We start from the raw sequence: 14,230 nt of genomic DNA, 5'->3' as shown, positions 1-14,230 counted from the left end.
AGCTGATCGGGTGGATCGGGGCGGGTGGTGCGGGGCAGGTGGGGCGGGGGCGTCAGCGCAGGGCGACGGCCTGCGCGGCGAGCTCCCGCACGCGGGCGAAGTCCCCGGCGCGCAGCAGCTCCGGCGGGGTGATCCAGCTGCCGCCGACGCAGCCGACGTTCGACAGCGACAGGTAGTCGCGGGCGTTGCCGGGGGTGATGCCGCCGGTCGGGCAGAAGCGCAGCTGCGGCAGCGGCGAGCGCAGCGCGGACAGGAAGGCCGCGCCGCCGGCCTGCTGGGCGGGGAAGAACTTCAGCTCCCGCAGCCCCATCTCCAGCGCCAGCAGCGCCTCGGAGACGGTGGACACCCCCGGCAGCAGCGGCACGCCGGCGTCGGCGGCGGCCCGCACGAGCGCGGGCGTGGTGCCGGGGCTGACCAGGAACCGCGCCCCCGCGGCGACGGCCCGCTCGACGTCGGCCGCGGCGACGACGGTGCCCACGCCGAGGTGGATGCCGGGGACCTCGGCGGCGATGCGGCGCACGCCCTCCAGCGCCGCCGGGGTGCGCAGCGTCAGCTCGATGACGCCGATCCCCCCGGCCAGCAGCGCCCGGGCCAGCGGGACGGCGTGGTCGGCGTCCTCCAGCACCACGACGGGGACCACCGGGGACACCTCGAGCAGGCTCTCGGCCGACTGCACGTCCACGCCCGCACCTCCTCCTCGACCGCTGCGGCACCGGCGGCGCGACCGGGGCGACCGGTGCGCGACCGGAGGGCGCCGGTCCTCGCCGGGGACCTCCGCGAGGCCCGGCACGACCCTACGGCCCCGCCGCCCGCGCCCGGCTCAGCGGACGTCGACGGCGCCGGCCGCCAGCACCCCCGTCACGAGCACCCCGGCGTCGGTGACCTCCAGCCCCTCCAGCCGCACCTGCGCCGGCACGTCGTCGAGGGCGACGCTCCAGCCGCCGAACCCGGCCGCCTCCAGCAGGTCCTCGGCGCGGCTCAGCGGCACCCGCGCACCGGCGACCTCGGCGCTCACCGGCTCCAGGCGCACCCGGCGCCCGTCCAGGGCCGGCGCCACCGTCACGGCCAGCTCCACCCCCAGGCCCAGCAGGCGCACCGTCGTGCTGGCGCGCACGTCCTCGCCCGCGCGCGCCAGCGCGACGTCGAGGCCGCCGGCGGACACCCGCCGCGCGAGCTCCTCGTAGCCGACGGAGGCGCGCAGCGTGCCCGCGGCCAGGTCGACGGTGCCCGGCCGCCCCAGCAGCACCCCGGCGGGGACGTCGACCTCGGGCACCCGCACCCGCACGTCGCGCAGGTCCACGTCCTCGCCGGGCAGGTCGTCGACGAGCACCGTGACGTCCTCGAAGCGCCCGCGCACCGCCTGCCACAGGAAGGAGCCGCCGGCGAGCTCGACGTGCGGGTCGGCCGGCAGGGAGTACTCGGTGCGCAGCCGGTCCGCCACGCGGGAGGTGGCGTAGCCGCGGGCGGCGAGGTCGGCGGCGAGGAGCACCACCGCGAGGGCCGCGACGGTGACGATCAGGCGGACGAGGCGGCGGGCCATCCGCCCACTGTGCCGCACCCGGCGGCCCCGCCCGCGGGCCCCGGGGTCACCCACACGCACCCGTCCGGGGGCTTCCGGTTGCCGCCGGGTCGAGGGACTGCTGACATTCCCTGGGCCGCCCGCAGCGGCTCCGGACGCGGAAGGCGGCGAGGACAGCGAACACCGTGACGGACGGGCTCACACTGCTCCGCGAGGGGACCACGACGAAGCCATCCACGGCGACGATGACGTCATCGAGGACGGCGATGGAGACGACGCCCACGACGGTCCCGCGGGTCGTCGGTCAGGTGGGCGGCGCCCACGACGAGCGGCCCGCCGAGCGGCCCGCCGAGCGCGCCGACCACGCCGCGCTGCGCCAGGAGACCGCCGAGCTGTTCGAGGCGCTCGCGGGCGAGGACGACCCGGCCGCCCGCTCCCGCCTGCAGGAGCGCATCGCCGAGCTGAACCTGCCGATGGCCACCAGCATCGCCCGCCGCTACCGCGGCCGCGGCGAGGACGAGGACGACCTGCAGCAGGTCGCCGCGCTGGGGCTGGTGAAGGCCATCGAGCACTACGACCCCGCGCTGGGCCGCGAGTTCGTCGTCTTCGCCGTCCCCACCATCTCCGGGGAGCTGAAGCGCCACTTCCGCGACCGGGGCTGGAGCATCCGCCCGCCGCGCCGGCTGCAGGAGCTGGCCCCCCGGCTGCGGGCCGCGCGCGCCGACCTGGAGCAGGACCTCGGGCGGGCCCCGACCATCTCCGAGGTCGCCACCCACCTGCAGGTCGACGTCGACGAGATCAGCGAGTGCCTGGCGGCCGGCGACCACTACCGCCTGCACTCCCTGGACGACCTCATCTCCAGCGGCGCCGCCGGCACCGGCTCGCAGCTCAGCCTCCTGGACACCCTGGGCGAGCTGGACGCCGACCTGGAGGCGACGGTGGACCACCTGGCCCTGGCCCCGCTGCTGGCCTCCCTGTCCGACCGGGACGCCCGGCTGCTGACGCTGCGCTTCCAGCACGGCTGGACGCAGTCGCGCATCGCCGAGGACCTCGGCGTCAGCCAGATGCAGGTCTCCCGGCTGCTCAAGGACGTGCTGGCCCGGCTGCGCTCGGCGATGACCGGCGAGGACTGAGCGGGCGGTCCGAGCGGGCGGTCCCGGCAGGCCGGGACCGCCCCGGCTCACCGGCGCGCCGGCCTCCCGTCGGAGCGCCGGTCGCCGGCGCGCGCGCCCGCGCGCCCCTCCTGCCCCGCGGCAGCGGCGCGCCGCTGCTGGAGCTTGGCGTAGCCGGCCGCCAGCACGGCGCGCAGGTGCGGGGAGGCCGGGTCGGTCACCAGCAGCACCGCCAGGTCGCGGACCTTGACGTTGCGGTCCTGGCTCAGGCCGGTCATCACGGCGAAGGCGTCCTCCACGCCGCAGCCCAGCCACCCCGCGACCAGCCCCTTGGCCTGCTCGATGGGCGCGCGGCTGCTCATCGCGGTGCGCAGGTGCTCCGCGGTCGAGTGCAGCGCCTCCGTGCGCCGGTGCGCGGCCACGGCCGCGGCCGCGACCGTGCTGACGGTCAGCACCCGGTCCAGGTCGTCGGCGTTGCTGAACGCCGCCCGCCGGCCGCTGTAGAGGGTCAGCACCCCGGCGACCTCGCCGTTGAGGGTGGCGTTGGGCAGGGCGTCGAGCATCAGCGGCACCGCGACCGCCGCGCGCACCGCCGTCCCGGCCGCCGCCTCGGCCAGCCGCGGCCAGCGGGGGTCGGCGACCACGTCGTCGGTGAGCACCGGCAGCCGGTGGGCGTGGGCGTCCAGGGTCGGCCCCTGGCCGCTGCGGTGCTGGGCGCCGTCCGCCTGCTGGGCGACGGGCGAGTCGGCGGCGACGTGCTGCGGCTGCAGCGGGGCCCCGAGGACGATGCTGCACCAGTCGGACACCGGCACCGCGCAGCGCACCAGGACCGCCAGCCGGGCCAGCACCTCGCGGGTGCCGGCCTCGCCGTCGGGGAGCTCGGCCAGCTGGGCCACCTGGGCCAGCTGCACGATGGCCTGGACCTCGTCCACGTCCGGGACCACCGATCCGGCTGCGTCCGAGGACGCACCGGCGCGCCCCGGCGCGCGCGGCGGTTCGAGGTGGGGCGCGGTGCGCCCCAGGTCTTCTCGCACGGCTCCCGGATACCTCACGACGACTCTGGGTCGGAGCGCCCGGGTTTGGATGCGGGGAGCAGCATTGCACAAGATCACCCGGCGGGCACGGACGGCCGTGTCCACCGGCGCGCTACCGCGTGCGCCCACCGGCGGGCAGGCGGCACCAGGCGTGCACCCCCCGCGGCCGGGCCTCCCACCCCCACGCCGAGGACAGCCCCGACAGCAGCGCCTCGGACAGCTCGTGCAGGTGCAGCGGGCGGCGGCCCTCCAGGTCGACGCCCACGACCAGGCCGCCGTCGGCCTCGGAGACCTGCAGCGCGGTGGGGACCATCGCGCCCTCGGCGCCCTCCAGCAGCTCGGCCGCGGCGAGGGCGGCGTCGTCGCCGCGCTCGGCCATCCCCCGGCGCTCGGCCTGCGAGCGCGCGAAGCGGCGGGCCCGGCGCAGCGCCAGGCCGTCCAGCGGGTCCAGGGTGATCGCGCTCTCCGTCGAGCCGTCCACGATCTCGTCCTCCGTGTGCGTGCGCGGACGCCTCGCACTTGGACGGTCTTGCCGCGAAAGTACCCCCGGCGAACGAGTTGCGCACGCGCTGCCGCGTCCGGGCGCTCCGTCCGCCGGTACCGGCGGACGGCGGGAACTAGACTGCGAGCACTGCGCCACCGCCGCGCCGTGCCCGCCTCCCAGGCCGGTCGACGCGGCGGCCCGGGTTGGATCCACAGCTCTCGCAGGTCCCGTCCCCGCTGCCGCGGGCGCAGGAACCACCGCGGTGAGGAGCGTGGAGACCCCCGGGGTCCTCACCGCCGGAGCAGAGACGGACGAGCATGGCCGAGGACCTCACCGACGACACCGACCGCGACGCGGTGGCCGCAGCGCCGCAGCGCTCGGCGCCGACCGCCTTGATGGAACCGCAGCAGGCCTTCGCCGAGCTGGGCCACCTCGTGGTCGGCGAGACCCCGCTGCACCAGGTGCTGACCCGCGTCGCCGAGCTGGCCAAGGCCTGCGTGCCCGGTGCCGACGACGTCTCGGTGACGCTGCTGGAGGGCGAGAAGGCCCGCAGCGCCGCCTTCACCGGCGCGCTCGCCGCCAGCCTGGACGAGCGCCAGTACGAGGCCGGCTTCGGCCCGTGCGTGCACGCGGCGACGGGTGGCCAGGTGGTGCGGGTGGACGACACCGGCCACGAGGACGTCTACCCCGACTTCGCCGCGATCGCCGCCCGCCAGGGCGTGCGCAGCACCATCTCGGTCGGCATGCCGATGCCGCAGCGCCTGCTGGGCGGCATCAACGTCTACCGCTTCGACGAGGGCGCGCTGGACGAGGAGGCGGTGCAGCTGCTGCAGGTCTTCGCCGGCTACGCCGCGATCGCGGTGGCCAACCACGCCCTGTACGACTCGGCGGTCGCGCTCAGCGGCAACCTGCAGATCGCCATGCAGTCGCGGGCGGTCATCGAGCAGGCCAAGGGCGTGCTCGTGGCCAGCCTGCGCTGCACCCCGGACGAGGCGTTCGCGCACCTGGCCAGGCAGTCCCAGCACTCCAACCGCAAGCTGCGCGACATCGCCGCCGAGATCGTCGAGCGCGCCGGCGGCGGCCACGGCTGAGCGGCCGGGAGCGGGAAGCCTCGCGGCGTCCGCGTGGTTGAGGCAGGCATGAGCACTCAGGCACTGACCCTGGAGACGCACGACGAGACGGTCAAGGACGGCATCGTCCTCATCGACTTCTGGGCCGACTGGTGCGGCCCGTGCAAGCAGTTCGCCCCCGTCTTCGAGCAGGCCTCGGAGCAGCACGAGGACATCACCTTCACCAAGGTGGACACCGAGGACCAGCAGCAGCTGGCGGCCCGCTACGGCATCACCTCCATCCCCACGCTCGTCGCCTACCGCGACGGCATCCCGGTCTTCGGCCAGCCCGGCGCCCTGCCGGCCCCGGCGCTCGAGCAGCTCATCGACCAGGTGCGCGCGCTCGACATGGACCAGGTGAAGCGCCAGTACGCGCAGGCGCTGGAGCAGGAGCGCGCCAAGCAGCAGGCCCAGGCCGCGCAGGCCCAGGCCGCCCAGGGCGTGCGCGCAGGCACCGACCCCGCCGCCTTCTGAGCCCAGCCGCTCCCCCGGCGCACCGCACCGGGCACGAGGCCCCGCCCCCGCGAGACCGGGGCGGGGCCTCGCCGCGTCTGCCATGATGCGGACGGGCCGGCTGGCCCCGGGCCTCTAGCTCAATCGGCAGAGCAGCGGACTTTTAATCCGCGGGTTCAGGGTTCGATCCCCTGGGGGCCCACCCCTGTGACCTGCAATGACGCCATCGACGACCGCTTCTCGCTCGCCCTCATGAGCCTCACTGGTAGCGGACTGGTAACGCGGCTTGCGGGGCACCAGTCCGGCCGCGCTGTTCGCTGCGGCCTTGCCCACGCCGCCCAGCAGGTGCTGGTAGGTGTCGGCGGTCAGGGCCACAGATGAGTGGCCCATGCGCTTGGACACCACCGACAGGTCCACACCGGCGGCGAGCATCAGCGACGCCTGCCCGTGCCTCAGGTCGTGCAGGCGGATGGGGCGCAGCCCGGCGGCCACAGCCAGCTGGCGGAATCGCTTGGTCACCCGGTCAGGCTGCAGCGGCATCCCCGTAGCCTGCGCGAACACCAGGCCATGGTCTACGTACCCCTCGCGGGCGGCCTCGCGGGCGAGCTGCTGCGACAGGCTGTGGCTGAGCAGCGCGCCGGTGGTGGCATCGTCCAGGTCCACCTGTCGAGCTTCGCCGCTGCGGGTCTTGGGCGGCCCGAACTGCAGCGACCGGTGACCATCGGCGCACCACGCGCACGACCGAGCGGCCTCGCTCTTAGGGTCCACCTCCACCAGCTGCTGGCGCACGACGATCACGCCCTGCTCCAGGTCCACGTCGTCCCACCGCAGTCCCAACGCCTCGCCCCGGCGCAGGCCCGTCATGGCCATCATCTCGAACAACGGGCCCATAGGGTCGCTGTTCACGTAGTCCAGGAACTGGCCTACCTCACCGGGCTCCCAGGGTCGAACCCTCGGGCGAGCTACGCGCGGCAGGTCTACGTTCTTGGCCACATTGAACGGCACCAGGCGCTTGCGCATGGCCGAGCCCAGCGCGCTGGACAGCGTGCGTGCGACGTTGCCCACCGTGGCCGGCCCTGCGCCTCGCGCGGGGCTCTCAGCGATGGCACGGAACGCCCGCTCCACGTCCAACGCGGTCAGCTCACGCAGGCGGTGGTTGCCGAGGTGGGGAATCAGGTAGTTGTTCAGGTGCCCCCGATAGGACCGTGCAGTGCTGTCGCGTAGACCGGCAGCCACCTTCCCGGCCAGCCAGTCCTGCAGGTAGTCCCTCACCAGCAGCGCGCCCGCCTGCGGACGCACGCCACGGCGTAGTGCGTCGATGGCCTCGGCCAGGGCGTCCTCGGCCTCGCGCTTGGTGGAGAAACCGCCCTTCTTCGCTTGCGTCCGACGGCCACCCACGGTGCCGCTCAGGTGGTAGTACCACGACCCGTGGCGTCCTCGGCCGGATGCTCGCGGGCAGGTCTTGCGGTTGCCCTTGGCGTCGTAGACCGCCTCACAGCTGCAGCGGTGGTAGATGGTGCCCTTCACCGCTCTCCCTCCATGGCCGCCAGTACGTCGCCCATCCAGCCGGCCATCCCTGCCCTGTGAGTCTCAGCCACGTGGCGCGCGTTCTCCAACTGCTCCCGCACGTTCTCCCGCACCTCCTGCCAGCCCGGCTGTAGATCCCCGTCTGATCCATCCAGGAATTGCACAATCAAGGCACGCGCTGCCTCCCAAGCGTTGCGGGCGCGCTCCTGTTCGGAGTAGAGGTGCGATGCCTCCCGCAGCGCCCGCAGTGTGGCCTCGGCGGCCAGTGCATCCTCGGGCAGTAGCAGCTCGGCCAGTGACATATCCAGTGCGCGAGCGATGGCCAAAGCTTCATCGACGCTGATGGCGCGGCGCTGGCGCGAGCGAAGCAGCTTCGACACCGCCGTCTGCGGGAAGGGGACCCCCTGTGCCTCCACCATCTGCTGCACCTGCCGTTGGGTCCATCCGTTCGACTCAATGGCGTGGCGTAGCCGGGCTACCACCACGTCCTCTCTGCCGACCTTGGTGGCCATCATGTCGAGAGCGCCGCCGGCCGCCTCACCGTCTTCGATCCGCATGGGCTCAAAATAGCGAGGTTTTGGGCTTGTGTCGAGTTAGGCCGCCTGGTTACCTCTAGTCATTCCCGGTCACGCAACGTGCCGGGTCTGACTTGGGGAGGACGACTTGACCGGAACGTGGCCCCTGGACCTGACTGGCCTGGAACGCCCGATGACGCCGCTGCTGACTGCTGGCAAGGCCTACGGCATGGGACGGACCAAGACCTACGAACTTCACCAGCGCGGCGAGTTCCCCGTGGCTGTCCTGCGCGTGGGAGGGCGCTACGTCGTCCGGACGGCAGACCTGCTGAGGGCGCTGGGCATTACGCCCGAGCACGGCGCGCGCACCGCCGCGTGACCGTCGCGCTACCGCCGCCCCCCCACCGGACCATAGGAGAAACCGTGCAGAACAGCGAAAGGGCAGGGGCCCCGTGCCTGGAAACCCCCGCCGCGCGCCCCGCCCCGACCAGGAAGCTGAACCCTTCCAGCATCGCACAGGACGACGCTGCCGGCCTGATCCTGACGACCCTGACGCCGGCCCGCCCTCGCGCCGCAGTCCTGGTGTCGGTCTACACCGAGACCGGTGTGCACCGGCGGGTGGTGCTGTCGCTGACCGCTGCTGAACGGGCCCGAGATCGTGCGCTGGAGGCCGGTCGGGCGTGCTCGCTGGACTTGGTGAGCCTGCAGCCCGTAGGCGGCAAGGACCCGCGCTGCACCGCCCTGGCCGAGGTCACGGCGGTGTCCGCATGAACCCCACGCTGGTGCAGCTGCAGGCGTTCGCGGACCAGCTGGACGCGGGCATCCGCGAGGCGAAAGCCCACCCCATGCCGTCCGAGCCCTCACCGGCCGTCTACGACGGGCCCATGGTCGTGACCGTCGCACCGTTGTGGGTGAACGACCGCCTGGACGCCGCCGTGCACGACAACCGCCGGCTGAACCGGTGCGATCACGTATCGCTGTTCGACGCCGGGCCCGTGCTGGTATCCCTGCCGGACCTCCACGAGCTGCGGTGCCCCGAGTGCATGCACGAGCTGCCCGGCTTGGGCCCCATCGACCCGGCCAACAACGACGCAGGGTTGGACCCCGCCACCTGCGACCACTGCGGCAGGGCGGGCGTCGCCAGCATCCCCGTAATGTTCGTGGGCGGTCGGCTGCTACTGCTGGGACTGCTGTGCCCGCCGTGCGCCACGTTGGATGGCGGTGCGCGATGACCGAGCGAAGCGAAACGATCATGCCCGAGCTGCCCCCCGCCTACCGGCTGCTGGCCGGCGTTCTGGAGGAACTGCGCGACCTGGGCTTGCTGAAGCCGCAGGCGCCGAACAGCGAGTCGATGGCGGTCGGGCTGGCGTTCTGCGGCCCCGCGACCATCCGCGAGTGGATCAGCATGGAGGGGGTGCGATGACGGCCGAACACGTGGACAACGTGAGGCAGCTGCGCCCCGACCATAACTCGGCCGAGCGCCAGCACACCCTGTACCGCGCACTGGAGTTGCAGCAGCACGGCCTGTCGGTAATCCCCGTGGCCGAGGACGGCACCAAGCGCCCCGGCCTGCCGACTTGGCGCACGTTCACCGAAGCGCCGGCCACCGAGGAAGACGTGCGCCGGTGGTTCGATCCCGAGTTTCCGCGCGTTGGTCGCGACCGGCTCCACGGCGGGCTGGGGGTCGTGTGCGGTGCCGTCAGCGGCAATCTGGTGATGGTGGAGGCCGAGGCGGCGGCATTCACCGAAGCCCTGCAGTTGCGCGGGTTGGCCGAGGCCAGCGGCCTGCTGGCGCTGTTCGACCGGATCACCGGCGGTTGGTGCGAGCTGTCGCCGGCGGGTGGTCTGCACGTCTTCGTCCAGTGCACCGAGTCGGTGGCCGGCAACACCAAGCTGGCCCGAGGTGAGGACGGGCGACAGACGCTGGCTGAGACGCGCGGCGAGGGCGGCATGGTGGTCGTGGACGGGACCCCCGGACGCTTCCACGCCACCGGGCGCCCGTGGGTGCGGCGGGCCGGTGGGCCGCGAACGGTGGCCACTGTCACGCCGGCTGAGCTGGAGGCGTTTCTGAACCTCTGGCGCACCCTGGACCGTGTTTCGGTGCCGGTAGGAGCGACGGTTAGGGCCGCCGAGGCCGAGACCCCCAGTGCGGCGTTCCTGGCCGGGCGCGAGAGCGCGCTGGCTGACGACGCCGGCGAGCTGAGCCCCGGCGACGACTACGAACGGCGCACCGACTGGGCCCACCTGCTGGTGCCCGAGGGCTGGACGTGCGTGCACCGCAGCGGGCGGGTGCGCTACTGGCGCCGCCCGGGCAAGGCCGAGGGCATCAGCGCCACCACCGGGCGGGCTGACGACCGCGACCGCCTGTACGTGTTCAGCTCCAGCACGATCTTCCCCACCGAGACCCCGCTGACCATGTTCGCCGCCTACGCGCTGCTGCACCACGGCGGGGACTACTCGGCCGCCGCCCGCCAGCTGCGCGCCGAGGGGTTCGGCAGCGAGCGGACGCTGCGCAAGGCGGCGACCCCCGAGCGCAACCGAGAGCTGACCGAACAGCTGGCCGCCGCCCGTCGCGCGACCACGATGCCCGGCGAGGACCAGGCGCCCACGCCGGGGCGGGAGACGACGACGGGCACCACGGCGCCGGCACTCACTCCGATGGTCGCGGTGGACCGCACCTCCTCGCAGGCGCGGGATGCCCGTGCCCGCGTGCACGCGGCATTCCGTACCTGGATGGGCCCGGGGTTCGACGTGCAGATGCTCGACGTGGTGCTGGCGGTGGGCGCCGTCGAACAGCTTGACGGTGACCCCGTGTGGCTGCTAGTGGTCTCGGGCCCCGGCAACGCCAAGACCGAGACCGTGCAGGCACTGGCGGGTATCGGGGCGCACGTCACCAGCACCATCGCTAGCGAGGGCGCCCTGTTGTCCGCCACCTCGCGTAAGGACACCGCCAAGAACGCCACCGGCGGGATGCTGCGGCTGGTCGGTGAGCGTGGGGTGGTCGTCGTCAAGGACGTGACCAGCATCCTGTCGATGAACCGGGACTTGCGGGCCTCGGTCCTGGCCGCGCTGCGCGAGGTCTACGACGGGCGGTGGCAGCGCAACGTCGGCACGGATGGCGGGCGCACCTTGACGTGGGAGGGGCGGCTGATCGTCGTCGGCGCCGTTACGACCGCGTGGGACACCCACCACGCGGCGGTGTCCGCCCTCGGGGACAGGTTCGTGCTGGTCCGCACCGACTCGCGCGAGGGGCGCGAGGACGCCGGCCGCCAGGCGCTGGCGAATGTCGGCCGCGAGGTGGAGATGCGCGCCGAGCTGCAGGCGGCGGTGGCCGACGTGCTGGCCGGTCTAGACCGATCGGCCGCTGTCCTGACCGAAACCGACGCCGGCGTGCTGCTGCGATTGGCCGACCTGGTGACCCGCGTGCGCACCGCCGTAGAGCGTGATGGGCGCGGTGACCCGACCGAGGCGCACATGCCCGAGATGCCCACCCGTTTCGCCAAGGGGCTGGGACAGGTGTTGCGCGGGGCTCGGGCCCTCGGTATCGACCGTGACCACGCCCTGGCCGCCGCCGTTCGCGTGGCACGCGACTCCGTGCCGCCGCTGCGCCTGGAGCTGCTGAACGTCCTGCAGCGTCAGCCCAACTCCACGACCACCGATGTGATGCGCACGCTGCAGCGCCCTCGCAGCACGGTGGACCGAGGGCTGCGGGAACTGCACCTGCTGGGGCTGGTGCAACTCAGTGAGACGAACCACGGCTGGTCCTACCGGCTGTCGCGGGTGGTGGCGGCAGACGTATTGACGGCCATGACCGCTGTGGATGGCTCGCACCTCGCGGCGCAGGTCGCTGGCAACGCTCAGCAGGCGAGTCCGTCGCCCACCTCGCCTCTGCCCTTCACCAGAAAAGTCAGTACACCGGGTGTTGGGGTATCGGAGATGAGCGAGCCGGTGCGTCCCGTCACTGACTTTTCTGGTGACCGCGACGACCGTCAGCACGCCGAGGACGCCAGCGACGCCCAGGACGCCAGCGACGCCGTGGACGACGGCCCGGGCGCCTACGAACCGCTGGAGCGGTCGTGACCCCCCGTCCGAACCGGGCACCGGGCACGTGCGGTGCGCCGGGGTGTGACGCCGAGACCTACGCCAGTCGTTGCCCGGCTCACGCCCGGCGGCAGCGCCGGATCAGCGACCCGGGCAGCGGCGAGCGCGCGGCGCGCTACGGCAGCAGGTGGCGGCAGGGCCCGCGCGCGGTCGTCCTGGCGCGCGACCCGACGTGCACCTGGTGCTGGGCCGCGCCGAGTGAGGTGGCCGACCACTGGCCCACCGAGCGGGTGGACCTGGTGGCTGCCGGGTTGCTCGACCCCGACCTGCCCGAGTTCCTGCGCGGGGCGTGCCGGCGCTGTGCGAACGCCAGGGCGGCGGCGAGGTCCCGGCGTCCCCGGTGGTCGGGGTGAGACCGCTGGGCCCGCTCAGCGGCGCACAGGGCCGGGCAGAGGGGGTGGGGCATCCAAAGTCGTTGGGCCTCAGAGGGAAACAGCGCCTGAGTAGGTGCCTACGCGGTCCTACGCATCAGGCCCCCAGGGGGCGAACACCGAGAATCGTTGCGAGAGAGGGAGAGCGATGCGACCGCTGCCGAGCACCAACCCGCGCCGGCGCAACCGCCGGCAGACCAGCACGCTGCCGGCGCCCGGCGCTGAGGCCACCTGGCCGATTCCCGCGCCGCCGGCGCACCTGAACACCGAGGCCGCGCAGCTGTGGGACGTGCTCTGGCGCAGCCCGGTGGCCGCGAACTGGCTGGCGGACGTGGACGGGTTCGCCGTCGCGCGGGTCTGCGCCATGCAGGCCGAGGTGGCCAGCGGCGACCCCGCCGGGGCCAAGCGCCTGGCCGAGCTGCGGCACCTGAGCGAGGCACTGGGGCTGACCCCCGTCGCCCGCCGCCGCCTGGGCTGGAACACCACCACCGGACCCGACCAGGCCCTGGCCGAGGTCGTCTTGCTGAGCGAACTGGAGAACTGAGACATGGCCTACGGACTGCCCAACGGACACCCCTACGTCATCGCGCTGCAGGTGAACGCGATGCGCCAGACGCTCGGCCAGCCCCCGCTGCCGCTGCCGCCGACCCCGCCCGGGTTCACCCCCGACGCCCCGGCCGCGAGCCCCCAGCGCCTGCTGGCGCCGGTGGTGAGCCCCCACGCGGTGGACCGCGCCGCCGAGGCGATGCTGGCCCACCACAACGGCCTCGGCGGCCAGCCGATGGTCGTGGACCAGGCCCAGCGCGAGGCCCAGCAGCAGGTGATGGCCACCGCCGAGGCTGAACGCCACCGCCGGCTGGCCCAGGCCGCCGTGGAGGCCGCCGTGGAGGCCGCCGGCAGGCCCGCCAGCAGCCCCGCCAGCAGCCCCGCGACCGATCCGGTGGTGGCCGACCTGCTGGCCCAGCAGCGGCGCATCCAGGACGCCCTGGCGGCGCTGAGCGGGCAGCCCCCGACGACCCCGCCGCCGGCTGCCGCCTGACCCCATCAGCAGACCCCCACCAGGAGAGAGCCATGACGACGACCACCACGACCACGACGCCCCCCACCACCGGCGACCCCGCCGCCACGGCGCTGAACGCCGTGGGCCTGACCGACTACGAAGCCAGGGCCCTGGCGGCGGTGGCCGCCCTGCCCGGCGCCCCCGAGGACGTGCGCACCCTGGCCGCTGCCGTGCGTGCGGGTCTGCGGGCTGTGCGCACCACCCCCGCCGTGGCGGTGGCCGCCGATCCGCAGTCGGTCATCACCGAGGCCACCAACGCGCTGCTGAGCGGGCAGCCCGTGCCCGCCGACGCCGGCGACCGCTACGGCGCCGCCGAGGCCGAGCACGCCCGGGCCGGTCACCAGCAGGTCGTCGTGCGCGCTGCGGCCCAGGAGGTGGGCCACCAGGCCCGCGTGGCGCTCAGCGAACAGGCCACCTGGCTGATCGAGTCCACCGTGGCGCAGCGCCACGACGACCTGCTGGCACAGGCCCACCAGGTCGTCGCCGGCATCGACTCCGCCCGCCTCAGCGAGGCCGCCGCCCTGGCCGCCGACGACGGCGCCGACCTGCGCGCCGCGCACCGGGCGCTGAGCGAACTGCACCAGCAGCTGCAGCTGGTGCGCGAGGCCCACGACCGGCTGCTGCGCGTGGAACAGGGCGAGCGGGACCAGGCCGTGCCGGACGTGGCGGTCAGCCTGACCGAGCTGCGGCGCACCCGGGCCACCTGGTGCCCGGCGTGGTTCGACGCCTGGCCGGACTGGAACAGCCCCCAGCGCCTCGCGCCGGCCTCCCCGTGGGACGGGGGCCCGGTGGCGGTCATGTTGCTGCTGCTGCAGCACGGGTCCTGGACGCCCACCCGCGACGAACTGGCCGTGGGGGGGGGGGGGGGGGGGGGGGGGGGGGGGGGGGGCGGGGCGGGGCGCCCGCGCCCCCCCCCGCGCCCGGCTCCATACCCACACACAGCCA

The 14,230-nt window shown here is 74.1% G+C and carries 16 protein-coding genes, 1 tRNA gene and 1 pseudogene; 12 read left to right on the top strand and 6 right to left on the bottom strand.

Annotated elements, in window-relative coordinates; all coding sequences use genetic code 11:
- Nucleotides 1-52: 52 nt before the first annotated feature.
- Nucleotides 53-676: a bifunctional 4-hydroxy-2-oxoglutarate aldolase/2-dehydro-3-deoxy-phosphogluconate aldolase gene (gene eda, locus ACRYM2_RS15840; protein WP_432523414.1), complete on the bottom strand. Its 624-nt coding sequence runs from the start codon at nt 674-676 to the stop codon at nt 53-55.
- A gap of 144 nt (nt 677-820) precedes the next feature.
- On the bottom strand, nt 821-1,540 hold the full coding sequence (locus tag ACRYM2_RS15835) for an LmeA family phospholipid-binding protein (RefSeq protein WP_432523389.1): 720 nt from the start codon (nt 1,538-1,540) through the stop codon (nt 821-823).
- Between the two features lie 245 nt (nt 1,541-1,785).
- On the opposite strand from ACRYM2_RS15835, the gene ACRYM2_RS15830 reads away from it, so the two are divergent.
- Nucleotides 1,786-2,652, top strand: a complete 867-nt coding sequence (locus ACRYM2_RS15830; protein WP_432523387.1) for a SigB/SigF/SigG family RNA polymerase sigma factor — start codon at nt 1,786-1,788, stop codon at nt 2,650-2,652.
- Nucleotides 2,653-2,699: 47 nt separating this feature from the next.
- Here ACRYM2_RS15830 and ACRYM2_RS15825 read toward each other — a convergent pair whose 3' ends face one another.
- Both ACRYM2_RS15825 and ACRYM2_RS15820 read right to left on the bottom strand, forming a co-directional pair.
- Nucleotides 2,700-3,563, bottom strand: a complete 864-nt coding sequence (locus tag ACRYM2_RS15825) for an ANTAR domain-containing protein (protein WP_432523386.1) — start codon at nt 3,561-3,563, stop codon at nt 2,700-2,702.
- 214 nt (nt 3,564-3,777) lie between these two features.
- Entirely contained in the window at nt 3,778-4,146 is a 369-nt protein-coding gene (locus tag ACRYM2_RS15820; protein WP_432523384.1) for a hypothetical protein, read from the bottom strand.
- A gap of 320 nt (nt 4,147-4,466) precedes the next feature.
- Between ACRYM2_RS15820 and ACRYM2_RS15815 the strand changes: the two genes are divergently transcribed.
- The 3 genes from ACRYM2_RS15815 (at nt 4,467) to ACRYM2_RS15805 (ending at nt 5,913) form a co-directional block, all read left to right on the top strand.
- Entirely contained in the window at nt 4,467-5,240 is a 774-nt protein-coding gene (locus ACRYM2_RS15815; RefSeq protein ID WP_432523383.1) for an ANTAR domain-containing protein, read from the top strand.
- A gap of 48 nt (nt 5,241-5,288) precedes the next feature.
- On the top strand, nt 5,289-5,732 hold the full coding sequence (trxA, locus tag ACRYM2_RS15810) for a thioredoxin (RefSeq protein ID WP_432523381.1): 444 nt from the start codon (nt 5,289-5,291) through the stop codon (nt 5,730-5,732).
- Between the two features lie 108 nt (nt 5,733-5,840).
- Nucleotides 5,841-5,913 (top strand) — tRNA-Lys (locus tag ACRYM2_RS15805).
- A 152-nt stretch (nt 5,914-6,065) separates the two neighbouring features.
- Here the strand turns inward: ACRYM2_RS15805 and ACRYM2_RS15800 are convergent.
- A pseudogene (locus ACRYM2_RS15800) lies at nt 6,066-7,238 on the bottom strand (site-specific integrase); the annotation flags it as partial.
- Entirely contained in the window at nt 7,235-7,795 is a 561-nt protein-coding gene (locus tag ACRYM2_RS15795; protein ID WP_432523379.1) for a helix-turn-helix domain-containing protein, read from the bottom strand. The pseudogene ACRYM2_RS15800 and the gene ACRYM2_RS15795, both read right to left, overlap by 4 nt.
- A 151-nt stretch (nt 7,796-7,946) precedes the next feature.
- On the opposite strand from ACRYM2_RS15795, the gene ACRYM2_RS15790 reads away from it, so the two are divergent.
- The 8 genes from ACRYM2_RS15790 to ACRYM2_RS15755 all read left to right on the top strand — a co-directional run.
- Nucleotides 7,947-8,132 carry a hypothetical protein gene (locus ACRYM2_RS15790; protein ID WP_432523378.1) on the top strand — a complete coding sequence of 62 codons (186 nt, stop codon included), beginning with the start codon at nt 7,947-7,949 and terminating at the stop codon, nt 8,130-8,132.
- A gap of 44 nt (nt 8,133-8,176) precedes the next feature.
- Nucleotides 8,177-8,524: a hypothetical protein gene (locus ACRYM2_RS15785; RefSeq protein WP_432523377.1), complete on the top strand. Its 348-nt coding sequence runs from the start codon at nt 8,177-8,179 to the stop codon at nt 8,522-8,524.
- Nucleotides 8,521-8,985, top strand: coding sequence for a hypothetical protein (locus ACRYM2_RS15780; RefSeq protein WP_432523376.1), 465 nt, complete (start codon nt 8,521-8,523; stop codon nt 8,983-8,985). The genes ACRYM2_RS15785 and ACRYM2_RS15780 overlap by 4 nt, the downstream gene beginning before the upstream one ends.
- The gene (locus ACRYM2_RS15775) at nt 8,982-9,176 is read left to right on the top strand and encodes a hypothetical protein (RefSeq protein ID WP_432523374.1); all 195 of its coding nucleotides are present in this window, start codon (nt 8,982-8,984) and stop codon (nt 9,174-9,176) included. Before ACRYM2_RS15780 ends, ACRYM2_RS15775 begins: the two co-directional genes overlap by 4 nt.
- Nucleotides 9,173-11,833 (top strand): hypothetical protein, encoded by a 2,661-nt coding sequence (locus tag ACRYM2_RS15770; protein ID WP_432523372.1) that lies wholly within the window; start codon nt 9,173-9,175, stop codon nt 11,831-11,833. The genes ACRYM2_RS15775 and ACRYM2_RS15770 overlap by 4 nt, the downstream gene beginning before the upstream one ends.
- Before the next feature lie 540 nt (nt 11,834-12,373).
- Complete coding sequence (locus tag ACRYM2_RS15765; protein ID WP_432523370.1) at nt 12,374-12,769, top strand: phage terminase small subunit; 396 nt, start codon at nt 12,374-12,376, stop codon at nt 12,767-12,769.
- Nucleotides 12,770-12,772: 3 nt separating this feature from the next.
- Nucleotides 12,773-13,264, top strand: coding sequence for a hypothetical protein (locus ACRYM2_RS15760; protein ID WP_432523369.1), 492 nt, complete (start codon nt 12,773-12,775; stop codon nt 13,262-13,264).
- Between the two features lie 32 nt (nt 13,265-13,296).
- Nucleotides 13,297-14,230, top strand: a 934-nt coding sequence (locus ACRYM2_RS15755; protein WP_432523368.1) for a hypothetical protein, incomplete at its 3' end; no start/stop codon positions are given.

The sequence above is a fragment of the Kineococcus aridisoli genome, from assembly GCF_050871885.1.
In the GTDB taxonomy this organism is placed as follows: Bacteria; Actinomycetota; Actinomycetes; order Actinomycetales; family Kineococcaceae; genus Kineococcus.
The sequence above is the reverse complement of the archived record's forward strand: the minus strand, read 5'-3'. Positions and strand labels throughout refer to the sequence as shown.